This window comes from Salicibibacter cibi, assembly GCF_016495865.1.
Taxonomy (GTDB): domain Bacteria; phylum Bacillota; class Bacilli; order Bacillales; family Marinococcaceae; genus Salicibibacter; species Salicibibacter cibi.
In genome coordinates, this window is the sequence record NZ_CP054706.1 from 1,114,276 (window position 1) to 1,129,255 (window position 14,980).

A 14,980-nucleotide genomic window follows, 5' to 3' on the forward strand; every position below is an offset into this window, starting at 1 on the left:
AGGTGAGTGCATGGAATTAATACAATCGTACCGACGTAAAAAAAAGATCGATCATGTTCTTGTCAGCGTCCTTTTTAGTCTCGTTTTTTTTGTGTATATGTATTTGTTTATCTATCTCCCTTTTACAATCGTAGTTCCGGCACTCGGCGTGCTCTTTATCTTTTGGGCGATGATCGAAGGGCGTGGGGAAAGGGCTGTGGTTGAACGGTTTTTTCCCTTTTTCCGAGGCTTATTGGACGTCGAGCGAAGCCTGGCTCCAAAAACGTTTGCATCCTATCGTTTGAGCTTTCGAATCAGTTTGCGGGTCGTCGGGGGAATCCTTATCTTGACAGGGGTCTTCGAGCATTTTGCTATCATTGATGCTGAACCGGACTCATTCCCATTCACAGCTTTATTTCCGATCGCGTTAATCGTTGTGAACGTGAATGTATATACGCGCCATAAAAGAATGGAAGCGGGTGATGAAGATAAAACCAGAGGACCATAAAAACGATTGACAATGAAATATTCCCAAAATCATAAGCATAGATTAAGAAAATCGCCGTAGAATAAGATATAGTCATGTAATCTATTATAACGAGATTGTAGCGCATATGAAGCTTTTATAAGAAAAATTTTAATTTAACGGGAAATTTGAACCAAATGTTATATATGGTATGATGGTAAAAAGCTACAGAGTATAGATAAAATCTGTAGTACATATCAGACAAACATTCATTATTACCAAAATTACTAAGAGGGGGAGAATTGACAAATGAAAAAAAGGGGTCTTATTTTTGCATTGACAGGGGTTGGAGCGCTCATAGCAGCATGCGGCGGTGGCGAAACGACGGTAGAAGATCTTGAGGAAGATGGTGTTGTGCAGGTAGGGGTTGCCAATGAAGAGCCCTACGGTTATTTGGATGGTGAAACGGCCACCGGTGCAAGCACGGAAATCGCAAGAGCCGTTTTTCAAAATATGGGCATCGATGATGTAGAAGCGACGGTTACGGAATTCGGGAACCTTATTCCGAGTTTGAATGCCGGAAACTATGACGTTGTTACCGCAGGAATGGATATACAACCGGATCGTTGCGAAAATGCAAGCTTTGGAGATATAGAATACAGCTATGGCGAGGGAATGGCTGTTGAAGCCGGAAACCCACTGGATTTGCACAGCTATGAAGATATCGTAGAGGAAGATGCGACCGTATCGATCATGTCGGGGGCGAACCAGGTTGAAATGTTTGAAGACCTTGGCATTGATGAAGATAATATTCAGTATGCCGATGACATTCCCGGGAACATTGCTGCTCTTGAAACCGGCGATGTTGATGCGACGGTGATGACGGGTGCGACGATGAATTCAGCGATGGAAAATGCGGATACAGATGCGATCGAACAACCGGAAGATTTTACGGAACCGGTTATTGATGGAGAAGAGCAGGTTGCATATGGTGCCGCTGTTTTCCGTGACGATGATGAAGAACTGCGTGCAGCCTATAACGAAAGCCTTCAAGAGTTAAAAGATTCCGGTGAAATCGCTGAAATTATTGAAGAGTTCGGCTTCACTGAGGAAGATGTTGTCACGGATGAAATGACAACCGAAGAACGGTGTGAAGGATAGAAACAAGGATAAAAGAAGCACGGTGTCAACAATCGCCCACCGTGCTTTTTTCCATTAAAGAGAACGTCAGCTCTTGGGAGAGGTGCTTGTGTTTACGAATATTGGAGAATTTTTACCTTTCATATTAGAAGGATTGTCCACGACCGTACAAGCATTTTTGTTCGGTGCTGCATTGGCTTATTCCATCGCGATTGTGGCCGGCCTTGCAAGGACGTCCAAACTTGCGATTGTACGAGTGGTCGCTACCATCTTTGTCGAGTTATTTCGCGGGACATCCTTGCTTGTGCAGATGTTTTTCTTTGCGTTCGTATTTCCGTCGTTGGCCCCATTTACGATATCCACATTTTTGGCCGGCGGACTCGCGCTCGGATTTAACTACGGCGCATATGCGTCCGAAGTCGTTCGCGGTGCCGTTTTATCCGTTCCGAAAGGGCAAACAGAGGCTGCAATTTCCCTCAACATGTCAAAGTTTCAACGAATGCGTCTTGTTATTTTACCGCAGGCGTTTCGCATCATGTTGCCGGGGATCGGGAATAATTCCATTGAATTATTAAAAGGGACCTCGCTCGTGTACTTTATTTCGCTTGCCGATATGACATATCGGGCGGACATTCTTCGAGGAGCGAATACGGCGCTTAGCAGCCAAGTTGAGATTTATACGTATTTATTGTTGACTTATTTTGTAATCGCGCTTCCCCTTGTCTTATTGACGAGATGGTTGGAAAAACAGGCGTCTAAAGGGGTGAGCACGGCATGACATGGGATTGGGAGTTTGCATTTGAAATATTCCCGGATATCTTGAGCGCCATTGGCGTTACGATCGGGGCTACTGTTGCCGCTTATTTTATTTCCCTGACACTTGGTCTTGTGCTCACGTTGCTTAGAAGATCAAGCTTCAAGCCGTTAGCTCTCTTTGTGGCGGGTGTGATCGAATTTATCCGTATGACTCCGCCACTTGTACAGTTATTCTTCGTTTATTTTGCCTTTGATATGAGTCCGTTTTTGACAGGGGCAATTGTGCTTGGCGTGCATTACGCTACGTATGTGTCGGAAGTGTATCGTTCCGGTATCGAGTCTGTTCCTGCCAGTCAATGGGAGGCCAGTAAGGCATTGAATTTTTCAACGGCGCATACGTGGCAAAAAGTCATCTTGCCGCAAGCGATACCGCCGGTCATTCCCATGTTGGGAAATTACTTGATTGTACTGTTTAAAGAAACGCCGTTGCTGTCCGGTATTTATGTATTGGAAATGTTGGCGGTGGCACAGATGATTGGCTCGGAAACGTACCGTTTTCTGGAACCGGTCACGATTGTCGGAGTCCTATTCCTTGTGCTTAGTTATCCATCCGCGTTATTCATTCGATATTTGGAAAAACGATCGGGTCAGCTGCCCGGAAGTTCTGAAAAGGGTGTGAAAACATGACAGAAAAAATGGCGGAAGAAACGAAACAGGCATCGGGAGAAGGGAATGACCAAACGATTGTCCGCTATAAAGATGTCAAAAAAGCGTTTGGAGATACCGTCGTATTGAACGATTTGAATCTCGATGTCCAACAAGGGGAAAAAGTTGCTTTGATCGGTCCTTCCGGCTCGGGAAAAACAACGATTATTCGCATGTTGATGACTTTGGAAGAGCCGACGGAGGGAACGATCGAAGTCGATGGGGAAATGCTTTGGCATAAAGAAGTAAACGGCGAACTTGTCCCCGCGGATGAAAAACATTTGCGGAAAGTCAGGGGAAAGATCGGGATGGTCTTTCAACAATATAATCTGTTTCCGCATATGTCAATTATGCGCAATTGTATGGAAGCGCCTGTCCATGTGCTTGGAATCAGCAAAGACGAAGCGAAAAAAAGAGCCAAAGAAATGCTGGATAAAGTTGGGCTTGGCGATAAAGTTGATAATTACCCTTCGCAATTGTCGGGAGGTCAGCAACAACGTGTAGCGATCGCCCGTTCTCTCGTCATGCAACCAAAAGTGATGCTATTCGACGAAGTTACTGCCGCACTTGACCCCGAGCTTGTGGGAGAGGTCCTCGAGGTACTCAAAAACATTGCTGCCGAAGGGGATACAACGATGATGATCATTACACATGAAATGGAATTTGCCCGGGATGTGGCCGATCGCGTTCTCTTTCTGGATAATGGAAAAATAGCCGAAGCAGGTCCTCCCGGGGATGTCCTTGAAAATCCTCAGAGTGAACGCTTGCAATCATTTTTGGGAAGGTTTAATGAGGGCAGTTAATCGGGAATCGATTCAGCACAGGGAGTGCTGAATCGATTTTTTTCGGTAGATAAGATCGGCGAAGGCTTTCGCCATAAAAACTTGGTGGAAAGCCGGCGCATAGAAAGGGTGAAGACTTGTGATCGATCGTGTAAGAAGAAAAAATCCCCTTATTCATTGCATCACGAATGACGTCGTGACGAATTTCACGGCAAACGGCTTGTTGGCGGTTGGAGCTGCGCCTGTTATGACGGCAAACCATGAAGAAGTAGCGGAGATGGCGCAAACGGCTGATGGACTATTGTTAAATACGGGAACATTGACCCCATATCAACATGAGGCCATGCGGATCGCCGGACGGGCCGCGAATGAGCATCAAACGCCGGTTGTTTTAGATCCTGTGGCGGTCGGAGCAACATCTTACCGCACCCGCGTTGTCAGGGAAATTTTTGATGAAGTAAAGGTCGATGCCATTCGCGGAAACGGCGGGGAAATTGCTGCGCTCATTGGCATGCAGGCGGATATGCATGGCGTGGAAGGAAAAAGCGACATGCTCCCGGAAACCTTGGCAAAAGAGGCAGCTAACGTGTTGGAGACAGTGGTTTGTGTTACCGGTGAAGTAGATGCTGTAAGTGACGGGGAACGTACCTTTCTCATAAAAAACGGACACGCTTGGCTTTCGCGTGTCGTTGGTACGGGATGTTTGCTGGGAGCTATTGTATCGGCCTATATCGTCTCAAAGGAAAACAACGAAGATACTGTACGAACTGCAACCGATGCGCTTGCCCAATATGGCCTCGCCGCTGAAGACGCATTCGCATGCTCGAAGACATACGGGATTGGCACCTTCCAACAACATTTTTTGGATGCTCTCGGATTGCTCAATGATGATCATAGCTATGGAAAAACCAACGTGCAAGAAGTGTAGTGCAACATTTTAAACTTATACTCGAGGAGAAAATACACGCACAGGAAAGCCGTATCTTCAAATGATACGGCTTTGCAGTGTGATTAGGTGTCTTTGTTGGAAGAAAGGCGGTAGAAGACCACTGTCATGACAAAACTAGCGCCTACCATTATTGCAGCGGTTCCAATAATTGCAATAAGATCAAGTGCCATGAAATCCCTCTTTCTTTTACCGAATTTGGTTTTACTTTTGTATTCCACGTTTCGTTACCAACAAAACATGAAAATTCAACATTTTTGAAATAATATGTGAGTAGAGGGATACTGATGCTCTTTGATAAAAATTGAGAAAAGGGGGCAGGATGAAAGATGAAGCAACTATTTTCGTTTTCAGTTCCTCATTAATGAAATTTTTAGTTATATCGTGTATATTTAGTATTAATGATCTGTTAGTAAACGAATGCCAATATATAGAGGTGTTAGCAATTATGAATCGATCTTCATTTATGAAATGGATCACAGGAGGGCTTGAAGCATTTTGGGCGCTACCGGTCATAGGCGGTCCCCTCATCTTTTCCATGAATTGGTCTCCGCTAGTTGTAATGCTGATTTTGCACATCATTACATTAATCATCAGTATTAATGAAGGAAGAAACAAACATGGCAGCATTCTCGGGATTGTCACATCCGCAGTGGGGTTTATTCCGTTCTTGGGATGGATGATGCACACAATCACCGCGATTTTGCTTTTGATTGACGCCTATCGTTCCGAAAAAGCGATTGAAGTTTCATAGGGGAAATTCGCATCAAACGGTGAAAAGCAAATATGCGGATCCCGTACCATGAACGGAAGTGGTGCGGGATTTTTAGATATGAAAAAACGCAGTACTTTGAACCTCTCAGGATTAAAATCAAGCGTTTCTCGGGTATTTAAAGGATAAGAGAAAAGGAGGAGACTATGCAGTACGATACGATAGGTTTTAATGTTCGCTATTATCGGGAGATGAAGGGTTTAACGCAAAAGCAACTTGCGGAAGATATTTGTACACAAGCTCAAATCAGCAAAATCGAAAAAGGAGACATTATTCCGCTATCCTCTACTTTGTATGAAATTGCCAAAAAACTGGATATCGACGTCAATTATTTTTTTCAGATGGGAGAACACGAGCGTGTTGACTACATAGAAGAGCTTAAAAATGAGATTCGGCAGAAAATACGCGATCGTGAATACTCGGATGTATTGGAAACATTGCAAAGCCATGAGAATGAGATATTTTTTAAAGATGTCTATTTGCAGCAGTTTCGATTATGGCATTTAGGCATTTGTGTTTATCATTTACATGGGAATTACGACAAAGCGCTCGAGTATATAAATGAAAGTTTAGCGCTCACTTATCGCGGAAGTAAAATTTATACTGAACGAGAAATTGAAATAATGAATAGTTTAGCGATTATTCAGTATTCGGAAGGAGGGCGGAAAGAAGCACATGAGACCCTATTAAAAGCCTTGGATGCAAGTGTGTTTATTCCAAAGTTAAAGCCTTATATCAAAGTAAGAATGTTATTTAACCTTTCTAATATCCTTGCAAAAGAAGAACGATACAAAGAATCGATAAAGGCAAGTGATCGAGGGATACAAATCTGCGTGCGTGAAGAAATGATGTATTCTTTGGGAGAATTACTTTTCCAAAAAGGCTATTGCGAACGGAAATTAAATATTAAGGTCTGGAAACGTCATTTTGAACAAGCCATCAGTATATTTGAAGTGGCAAAAAAAGAACATCTTGCAGAAATAGCCGAAAAAGAGATTAGGCAAAGTAATCATTGAAAAATTGAAATGAGCAAAGGGTTCGCCCCTTTGCTCTAGCGTGTTTAATGCAAAAAAGGAAAATGTAAGAAAGGCATGCCATAACTTTCAAACCCTGTCAAAGAGCCGAGACTCAAGCTCCCGATCACGACCATTCCGATTAGTGCCGATGCAAAGATTGTTTTTTTCATTGTTTGCACCTCCTTGGCAGTATCGTATAACAAAGGATACAAAGGAGGCAATTGGACAAGAGCAGCCATCAGATGACAAAAATCTATGATAATATCACTATATCGACATTATTTGTCGAATTAATAACTGTGAGCATAACAGGTGCGAAAATTGTCAGAAAATATTTGCGGGAAAGGCTTTTTGCCATAAAAGTTGGACGGAAAAGCCAAGCTTCCTGAAAGGATCAACACTAAAATCTATGGTTGACAAGCCATGGTATGGATGACGCTTGATCAGCGCTACAGAAAAACACGACGCTTTCCGTAGGCACCAAGTTCAGTCTCCTCGAAAAAAGAAAAATTGCTTTTTTCTGCGGGGTCTTCCCTCTGCGCTTTCCCACAGGAGTCTCCGTGTTTTTCCTCCGTTTTTGATATCTTCGCCATTGCGGCGTCATCCCTCCGTACGTTGCCAGAAGTGCAAGTTTTTTTTATTTAGGGATTGCTGAACAACTTGCAGTTATCAGCTGAAGCCGGGATGCCGCTTCCATGGCTTCGCTTTCCGCGGACGAACGGTCAAGCCTCCTCGCGCAAAACCGGCGCTGCGGGGTCTTGACGCGTCCGTTTTTCCGCTGGAGTCTCGCCATTGCAGCACCATCCCTTCGTACGTTGCCAGAAGTACAAGGGTTTTTTGCTTATAGGATGGATTTCCTTGCATCCAGTTTTGCCAACACCAACGGAAAATACTTATGTGCCAGTCTTTTTCCGTTATTCAACAGTCCCTATTTATAGGAGTTGATTTCCTTGATCTAGTGCAGAACGGCTGAACGAAGGAATCACCCTCGTCAAGGACGCTTTAGATGGACAAATAAAAGGAATATTTTTCCAATGAAAACAATAGAAGTGCTACCGCACCCTATTGGAATGATTCTCTAATAATGTGCGAAGGGAAGCCCATCGTCCTTGAAAAGAGAAAAATTCTCAATTTGGGGGACGCAGTGAAGGTCCATCGTCCTTGAAAAGAGAAAAATTCTCAATTTGGGGGACGCAGTGAAGGTCCATCGTCCTTGAAAAGAGAAAAATTCTCAATTTGGGGGACGCAGTGAAGGTCCATCGTCCTTGAAAAGAGAAAAATTCTCAATTTGGGGGACGCAGTGAAGGTCCATCGTCCCTGAAAAGAGAAAAATTCTCAATTTGGGGGACGCAGTGAAGGTCCATCGTCCTTGAAAAGAGAAAAATTCTCAATTTGGGGGACGCAGTGAAGGTCCATCGTCCTTGAAAAGAGAAAAATTCTCAATTTGGGGGACGCAGTGAAGGTCCATCGTCCCTGAAAAGAGAAAAAACTTCAATTTGGGGGACGCAGTGAAGGTCCATCGTCCTTGAAAAGAGAAAAAACTTCAATTTGGGGGACGCAGGGATGGGTCCATCTTTAAAAAGATGAATCAACGAAGGCGGGATTTCTGGAAAATAGTTAAACCGCGCTATGACGTGTTTAGAATGGCATAACTGGTGTGAGTGGTTAATTCAACCACTCTGCACTAGCTTTGACAAAAACAATGGAAAATGCTTATGTGCAAGTCTTTTTCCATTATTCAGCAGTCCCTATATAGCACCCCCTGCTTATTTGTAGGGGGAATCAGCGTATTTAATCCAGAACCGTTACTTCCACGTTCTGTCGGCCGAAGCTCGTAGCTTCTTCTTGAGTAGGAACATGGAGGTCAATTTTTTCCCCATTGATCGCACCGCCGGTATCCGCCGCAATGGCTTCGCCATAGCCTTCGACATGGACGGTGGAGCCGAGAGGTATAACATTAGGGTCAACAGCTACGACGTTTGCGTTTCGATCGTTACGAAGATCCTTGCCGGTTGCCGTGATGCCGGAGCAACCGTTACATTCTGCAGTGTAGGCTGTTGCTTCCATTTGATACGTTGTTCCTTCAGGGTTTTCGGAAGAAGATTCGTTGTCGGTGGATGTTGTTTCTTCCGTTGTTTCAGTACTTGTTTCTTCGTTTTCCGCTTCCGTCGTTTCCTCTGTTGTTTCTTCCGCCGTTCCTTCTTCGCTACTTTCTTCCTGCGGTTCTTCTATTTCTTCTTCTGTTCCTGTTTCAAGTTCAGACTCAGGCTCAAGTTCTTCCTCTATAGCTTCTGTTTCATAATAAAGAGCTCCGAATGTTTTTGGACCTGCAAGGCCGTCTACAGAAATGCCGGCAGATTCCTGGAAGTTTTTAACGGCTTCGTGTGTTTCTTCATCAAAATCACCGTCTGTATTTCCGTTATAATGGCCGGATTCTTCCAATGTTTCTTGCAGATTCTCTACGAGTGCACTTTCATCGCCCTCTTCAAGCACTTTCAATGCACCGAGGGTTTGTGGGCCGGCAAGACCATCGGCAAGCAAGTCATTTTCTTCTTGAAAAGATTTGACCGCTTCGGTAGTTGCATTATTGTAAACACCGTCTGCTGAAGATTCTTCTAATTGGTCTTCCTCTATAAGTAAGTTTTGAAGCTCTTCGACGTGGGTATCTTCTATTCCTTCTGTTAACATTTCGTCCCCAAAATCACTGGCATCGGTGGCAATCGGCAAAGCCAGGAAAACAAATCCGGCAACCATCGTAGACAAACCGTAATTTTTTACCCATTTAGGGGTTTGCGTTTTCCACATGTAGCAAACTCCTCCTCTTGGTAGAATTTCTGGTTGTGCCGTGGCCAACCACTAGCAGCATCCTAGCAAGCTTTGAAAGAGGAGGCAAGGGAATTACAGGGGATTTAAACAAACTGCAAACCGCCTGTAATAGGGGTTGTCACTGCTACAGGCTTTGTAATAAACACACATTTTACGGATATTTGCTGAAGAATCCCGAAAGTCATTCTTCTTTAAATCCGTTGTAAATAAAACCTTCGATGTCCGCGACAACCCCTATATCATTTAGTATGGTAATAACGACAAGCAACGCGGGACCGATAAACAGACCGATGAGGCCGAAAAGCTGTAACCCGATAAACAGGGAAAACAACACACTGAGCGCATTTAAATTCATGCTGACGGACAGCACTTTCGGTTCAATGCTTTGTCGGACAATGACAACGACAATGTAAAGAATCGACAAAGCGATGCCCATAAAAATTTCTCCCGTAATAAAACTGTAAACTGCCCACGGAATTAAAATTGTTCCGGTCCCCAAGTAAGGAAGGATCTCGGCAACCCCGATAATAATGGCAAGCGTTAACGGGTTTTCCGTCCCTAATATTACTAAGCCTATCAAAACAATAATGGACGTGATAAACATTAAAATCAGTTGTGCCCGTATAAACCCAAACACACGCACACGTATTTGTTGCATGAACAACACGAACTTTGCTTGTATGAATGCCGGGATTCTCCGTTGTATTCCCAGTTTAATTGCGCCGGCATCTTTGCCCATGAAATAGATAGCCAGCAGGACAAAAAGGATGACAAGCAAAAAAGTAGGAATCGCTGTGAAAACATTGCCCAGGCCATCGACAATACCCTGACCGACATTGCCCAATATGTTGCCGAGCTGATTGCCAAGTTGAGTGATCCCCTGCTGCATTGTTTCTTGTTGAGTCGCATCTAAATTATCAAAAAAACCGCTCATTTCTGTCCAGGCAGGTAAAATGGTTTCGTTAAATATTTGCTGTAACTGCTCGGCACCCTGTTCAATCCATGTCGGCAATTGTTCAGCGAATTGGCGGAAACTGTAAATAAGAAGAAACGTAATCCCGGTGATGATCCCCCCAATAAGGATATGCCGACGAGTAATGATACGAAGGACGCAAGACTGGAGGGGAAATTAAGTTTTATTTTTAAATATTTAAGCAGTGGCGAGAGCATCCAAGCGATGATCGCGGCAATAATGAACGGATACGTAAGTGTAAATAAATAGGCTGCTAGCCAAAAGAGTAGGATAATACTGCCGGTCATGATAACCGCTCGCCCTATAATCCAGGCCTGTTTTTTTGTCATTCCTGTTCGCCCTTTCCAAAACAAGGTAGGAACAAAAGTATCTTAATTCATTGCAGCTGGTGAAAATGATGCTTCGTATGTATGATAACCCCGAGCCGGGAGGGATGAGAGGCTCCCTCTCGAGCGGTGTTATTATGACTGTCTGTGTGCATGACCGGCAAGCACATAAAGGATCACGGTCGAAGCCAGGTGGGAAGAAAAATCGGTTGCATCTTGTTGCGGATACACTTCTACAAAATCCATTCCGCATAATCCTAATTTCGCAAATTCATGGATCATCGTCAATAATTCATAGGAGCTTAAACCGTTGGCATCCACCGGTCCTCCCGGGTTAAATGCGTGATCGAGCACATCGCTGCATATCGATAAGTAAACGGCGTCCGTTCCTGCGCTTGCCTGTTTATAAATATCATTCGCGAGGGCACGCAAATCTCCGCCTGCACGGATATCATTAATCGTGAGCGTCTTAGCGCCGGCATCGCGTGCGTAGCGTCCGCTTTCCGGTTTGTTGCGCGGACCGTGGATGCCAACGTGTAAAAGGCTTTCATTGCGTACGCCATCTAATTCATACAGACGGGCAAATGGCGTGTTACGGGCATATTTGTCGCCGTTAAAATGCGGCATGTTGTCGTAGTGGGCATCCATATGGATGATGCCTATTTTTTTATCCGGATTTGTATCCCTCCATGCCTGAATGATCGGGTACGTGATACTGTGATCTCCGCCGAGGGCGACCGGAAATTTTTTGCTTTCCCATATATCTCCGGAAAAAGCGATGATCCGTTGCATCGTTTTGTCAATTTCGGCCGGCACGACATCCACATCACCCATATCGGCCAATTGTAAATGCTCAAAAACATTGATATGATCAAGCTCGGGAAGGTAGCCGCTGTAACGGGCGGAGGCGAGTCGCATTGATTTTGGGCCAAGTTCTACACCTGTATAGTCTCCCCACGTGACCCCTCCTTCCCAAGGGACACCGTAAACAAGGACATCGGCACCGCGGTTATTTTTATCAACCGCCCAAGTAGCGTCTAAAAAGCAAGGTGTATTTCCGTATACATAGTCTCTCATCATACAACCTCCTGGTTTTGTCGGTGATTAATACAATAAAGCAAGAATGTCTTCTTTTGCAATTGGTCCAAAGTATGTTTGCGTGTCAACATCTTCAAGCGTATCGGCGATGGCCTGTGGCTCATATTTCGTTCCGTTCAAGCGCGCTTCAATGTCTTTGACATCGCCTGTACCAAAGAAATCTCCATAAATGGATGTATCGGTGATCATGCCTTTTTGCACCTTAAAGCGAACATCCACCATACCGGCAGCAAATTTTTTCGATTTTTTCACGTCATAGTTGGGGGACTTTCCGTAGTTCCAATTCCAGTTCCGATATCGGTTTTCCGAAATCTCCATAATATGTTTCCAGTCTTCGTCGGTCAAGGTGTAACGCTCAAAGGCGTTGTCTCCTTCAAAAAGATGATGCAAGAGCGTTTCTTTAAACGTATCCATCGAAATTTTGTTTTCGAGGAAGTCGTTGATGTTTGCTACTCGGCTGCGAATGGATTTAATCCCTTTCGAGCGAATTTTTTCATCACTGACGTTTAACGCTGATACAACATTTTCCAGTTCTGAATCTAACATCAGTGTCCCGTGGCTAAACATGCGCCCTCGGGAAGCAAATTGTGCATTGCCTGAAATTTTATATCCGTTCGCCTGTAGATCGTTTCTTCCGCTAAGTTCAGCCGGGACGCCCATTTGTTGCAAAGCAGTGACGACAGGCGCCGTAAATGTTCGAAAGTCACTGAAGCTGTTCCCGTCATCTTCACTGATGAAACTAAAATTCAAATTGCCCATATCATGATAGACAGCGCCGCCGCCCGATAGGCGCCGAACAACGTGCAAATTGTTTTCTTCCACGTAGTCTGTATTGATTTCTTCGATGGTGTTTTGGTTTTTGCCAATGATAATCGAAGGTTTATTCACATAAAAAAGCAGATACATATTGGCCTCTTTAAAATTCGTGAGAATATACTCCTCGATGGCAAGATTTATACTCGGATCTGTTATGTTCCCATTATCTACAAAGATCATTCGCGTTCCCTCCTCGTACTAAAATAAATATAGTTGATTAACAAGGGTCTCACCCTTGGGATATCAAGCTTTATCGCTCTTTGATAAGGATTTTGCACCTCCTCGATGATCGTATTCTTAATACTATCATACCACTTCGAAGGTGTGTTCGGAAACCTAAATTTTAGAAAACTTGGTTTTTGCCCAGATAGCAAAAGCCTTAGTTGCACTTGCACTTATGCATGATAAGATCGATCAATATTCATCTCATGACTGAAGTCGCGAGTGATCTGCTGATCCTTCATAAAATCCATAATAAGATTGCACGTTAACGGTTTGTAAAGTGAATTTCTGTGATATACTAAAAAAAAGTCGAGATGAAGGAGGAGAGTTGTCATGAAAGAAATCATCACCTTGATTCAAAGCCGTAAATTAGAATGCTCGATTGCATTTATCCTTATTCTTATGGCCGTTGGCGCAGGAATATTTGCGAATGAGATGCTTGAAGTTGGGCGAAATTGGGTGGTTCGGTTTTATTTGGGATTTACGTTTGTTTCATTGTTGCTTTTCTCCATTTATATAGGGTTGGACCGAATTTTTTCCTCAAAAAAACAAAACGAAGAAACGTGATTGGGAAGCCGCGAGAACTGCTCGGGCTTCTTTTTGTGTGACAAGGATCATGAAAAAGTATGTGAAAATGATCGACTCCGAATAAGACGCAAAAATGAGTGGAAGAATTTTAACCAAGCAAATCAATTGTTTCACTTTATCCAAGGAGGAAATGATAATGAATAAGAAATTATTGTATGGCGTATTATCCGGAATTTTTACCGTTGGAATGTTGGCTGCTTGTAATGGCGGAGACCAACCGGATGACGGCGGAAATGGCGGCGAAGACAATGGCGGAGAAATGGAAGATGGCGGACCAGACGATGACAATGGGGACATGGATGATATGGACGATGACATGGATGATGATATGGATATGGATATGGAAGATGACATGGAAGAAGGTGCCTAACCGGACCTGAGGAGAGTTCAATTATGGAGAGCCTTTATGTAAAGGGCTCTCTTTTTATTTCATACTGTCGTATAAATGTGTGATAATTTGTAAAAAACATATTTCGTGTTTTAATTGCTTATCCATGTGGAATATCCTTAACTAGAAGCCAGACATAGAGAAACTGGCGATTAAACATAAAAGGAGGACCAACAAATGAGTAAGAAATTGTTGTATGGAGCATTATCCAGTATTTTCGCGGTTGGAATGTTAGCAGCATGCAATGGTGAAGGCGACGACGGCATGGATGATGACATGGACGACGGCGGTGAAGAAATGGACGACATGGGTGACGATGAAGAGATGTAACCCATCCATAAACGAGAGCCTGTGATTTTTACACGGGCTCTTTTTTTAGTGCAACTAAGGTTTTTGCCGGCTTGGCAAAAGCAAAGTTTTCTTATATACTGACGACTGAAAAGCCAAATCCATAGGGGGGGCAAGATGGCAAAAAAGAAATATTATGTCGTCTGGAAGGGGCGGAACCCCGGCATTTATCAGTCATGGGCCGAATGCCAGGAGCAAGTGAACGGTTATAAAGGCGCCCGCTTTAAATCTTTTACAAGTAAAGAAGAGGCAGAACGTGCCTATCATACAGGAACAAACAACTCGAGTGAATATTCGGGAAAACAGGAAACGTACATAAAAGAGAGCATTTCCGTCGATGTCGGCACGCATGGGAATCCGGGACCAGTGGAGTACCGGGGAGTGTGTACAAAAGATGGAAGTATCTTGTTTGAACGAAAACCTTTTTCCAAGGGTACGAATAACATGGGAGAATTTCTCGCAATCGTACATGCATTGGCTTGGCAAGAAAAACAGAAGATAGAACGGCCGATTTATTCCGATTCACAGACGGCAATTACGTGGGTGGAAAAAAAGAAAGCAAAACCGACGCTCCCGCGGGATGAAACGACTGAGGAAATATGGGACGCTATCGATTGGGCAGAAAAATGGTTGCACACGCATGCGATTCGCGTCCCCATAATGAAATGGGAGACGAAAGCATGGGGAGAGATCAAAGCAGATTACGAAAGAAAATAAAGGATGGATGTTTGTCGCTGATCAATGTTTATTCATTAAAAAGACGTGGTATAGTAAATGATGTGATGTAAACCTAAACCGAATGTCACTAATTAATATGCTGTTCCGCCTTACCA

20 protein-coding genes are annotated in these 14,980 nt (G+C 43.8%); 12 read left to right on the forward strand and 8 right to left on the reverse strand.

The window, feature by feature from the left end; all coding sequences use genetic code 11:
• Nucleotides 1–10 precede the first annotated feature (10 nt).
• From HUG20_RS05585 to HUG20_RS05620, 8 genes are all read left to right on the forward strand, one after another.
• On the forward strand, nt 11–487 hold the full coding sequence (locus HUG20_RS05585; protein WP_200088993.1) for a hypothetical protein: 477 nt from the start codon (nt 11–13) through the stop codon (nt 485–487).
• A gap of 267 nt (nt 488–754) precedes the next feature.
• The gene (ehuB, locus tag HUG20_RS05590; RefSeq protein ID WP_200088995.1) at nt 755–1,606 is read left to right on the forward strand and encodes an ectoine/hydroxyectoine ABC transporter substrate-binding protein EhuB; all 852 of its coding nucleotides are present in this window, start codon (nt 755–757) and stop codon (nt 1,604–1,606) included.
• Between the two features lie 88 nt (nt 1,607–1,694).
• Nucleotides 1,695–2,363, forward strand: coding sequence for an ectoine/hydroxyectoine ABC transporter permease subunit EhuC (ehuC, locus tag HUG20_RS05595; protein WP_200088997.1), 669 nt, complete (start codon nt 1,695–1,697; stop codon nt 2,361–2,363).
• On the forward strand, nt 2,360–3,028 hold the full coding sequence (ehuD, locus tag HUG20_RS05600) for an ectoine/hydroxyectoine ABC transporter permease subunit EhuD (RefSeq protein ID WP_200088999.1): 669 nt from the start codon (nt 2,360–2,362) through the stop codon (nt 3,026–3,028). The genes ehuC and ehuD overlap by 4 nt, the downstream gene beginning before the upstream one ends.
• Nucleotides 3,025–3,849 carry an ectoine/hydroxyectoine ABC transporter ATP-binding protein EhuA gene (gene ehuA / locus HUG20_RS05605; RefSeq protein ID WP_281392516.1) on the forward strand — a complete coding sequence of 275 codons (825 nt, stop codon included), beginning with the start codon at nt 3,025–3,027 and terminating at the stop codon, nt 3,847–3,849. Before ehuD ends, ehuA begins: the two co-directional genes overlap by 4 nt.
• Nucleotides 3,850–3,967: 118 nt before the next feature.
• The gene (gene thiM / locus HUG20_RS05610; protein WP_246476551.1) at nt 3,968–4,756 is read left to right on the forward strand and encodes a hydroxyethylthiazole kinase; all 789 of its coding nucleotides are present in this window, start codon (nt 3,968–3,970) and stop codon (nt 4,754–4,756) included.
• A gap of 466 nt (nt 4,757–5,222) precedes the next feature.
• Nucleotides 5,223–5,528 (forward strand): hypothetical protein, encoded by a 306-nt coding sequence (locus HUG20_RS05615; RefSeq protein ID WP_200089001.1) that lies wholly within the window; start codon nt 5,223–5,225, stop codon nt 5,526–5,528.
• 164 nt (nt 5,529–5,692) lie between these two features.
• The gene (locus HUG20_RS05620) at nt 5,693–6,562 is read left to right on the forward strand and encodes a helix-turn-helix domain-containing protein (protein WP_200089003.1); all 870 of its coding nucleotides are present in this window, start codon (nt 5,693–5,695) and stop codon (nt 6,560–6,562) included.
• Between the two features lie 44 nt (nt 6,563–6,606).
• Here the strand turns inward: HUG20_RS05620 and HUG20_RS19395 are convergent, their stop codons facing one another.
• The 8 genes from HUG20_RS19395 to lplA all read right to left on the reverse strand — a co-directional run bounded on the left by HUG20_RS19395 (nt 6,607) and on the right by lplA (nt 12,781).
• On the reverse strand, nt 6,607–6,732 hold the full coding sequence (locus HUG20_RS19395; RefSeq protein WP_281392517.1) for a hypothetical protein: 126 nt from the start codon (nt 6,730–6,732) through the stop codon (nt 6,607–6,609).
• 279 nt (nt 6,733–7,011) lie between these two features.
• On the reverse strand, nt 7,012–7,155 hold the full coding sequence (locus tag HUG20_RS05625; RefSeq protein ID WP_200089005.1) for a hypothetical protein: 144 nt from the start codon (nt 7,153–7,155) through the stop codon (nt 7,012–7,014).
• Between the two features lie 76 nt (nt 7,156–7,231).
• Nucleotides 7,232–7,426, reverse strand: coding sequence for a hypothetical protein (locus tag HUG20_RS05630; RefSeq protein WP_200085668.1), 195 nt, complete (start codon nt 7,424–7,426; stop codon nt 7,232–7,234).
• A 927-nt stretch (nt 7,427–8,353) separates the two neighbouring features.
• Complete coding sequence (locus HUG20_RS05635; protein WP_200089014.1) at nt 8,354–9,367, reverse strand: peptidoglycan-binding protein; 1,014 nt, start codon at nt 9,365–9,367, stop codon at nt 8,354–8,356.
• A gap of 202 nt (nt 9,368–9,569) precedes the next feature.
• Complete coding sequence (gene ytvI / locus HUG20_RS05640; RefSeq protein ID WP_246476662.1) at nt 9,570–10,430, reverse strand: sporulation integral membrane protein YtvI; 861 nt, start codon at nt 10,428–10,430, stop codon at nt 9,570–9,572.
• Complete coding sequence (locus HUG20_RS19095) at nt 10,319–10,690, reverse strand: AI-2E family transporter (RefSeq protein ID WP_246476552.1); 372 nt, start codon at nt 10,688–10,690, stop codon at nt 10,319–10,321. Before HUG20_RS19095 ends, ytvI begins: the two co-directional genes overlap by 112 nt.
• Before the next feature lie 132 nt (nt 10,691–10,822).
• Nucleotides 10,823–11,764 (reverse strand): agmatinase family protein, encoded by a 942-nt coding sequence (locus HUG20_RS05645; RefSeq protein WP_200089016.1) that lies wholly within the window; start codon nt 11,762–11,764, stop codon nt 10,823–10,825.
• 27 nt (nt 11,765–11,791) lie between these two features.
• Nucleotides 11,792–12,781: a lipoate--protein ligase gene (gene lplA / locus HUG20_RS05650; protein WP_200089024.1), complete on the reverse strand. Its 990-nt coding sequence runs from the start codon at nt 12,779–12,781 to the stop codon at nt 11,792–11,794.
• Nucleotides 12,782–13,156: 375 nt separating this feature from the next.
• Here lplA and HUG20_RS05655 point away from each other — a divergent pair, with 375 nt between their 5' ends.
• The 4 genes from HUG20_RS05655 (at nt 13,157) to HUG20_RS05670 (ending at nt 14,864) form a co-directional block, all read left to right on the forward strand.
• The gene (locus HUG20_RS05655; protein WP_200089026.1) at nt 13,157–13,390 is read left to right on the forward strand and encodes a hypothetical protein; all 234 of its coding nucleotides are present in this window, start codon (nt 13,157–13,159) and stop codon (nt 13,388–13,390) included.
• Between the two features lie 157 nt (nt 13,391–13,547).
• Nucleotides 13,548–13,781 (forward strand): DNA primase, encoded by a 234-nt coding sequence (locus HUG20_RS05660; RefSeq protein ID WP_200089028.1) that lies wholly within the window; start codon nt 13,548–13,550, stop codon nt 13,779–13,781.
• Between the two features lie 195 nt (nt 13,782–13,976).
• Complete coding sequence (locus tag HUG20_RS05665; protein WP_200089030.1) at nt 13,977–14,129, forward strand: hypothetical protein; 153 nt, start codon at nt 13,977–13,979, stop codon at nt 14,127–14,129.
• A 135-nt stretch (nt 14,130–14,264) separates the two neighbouring features.
• Entirely contained in the window at nt 14,265–14,864 is a 600-nt protein-coding gene (locus tag HUG20_RS05670; protein WP_200089032.1) for a ribonuclease H1 domain-containing protein, read from the forward strand.
• The last annotated feature ends 116 nt before the right edge of the window (nt 14,865–14,980 follow it).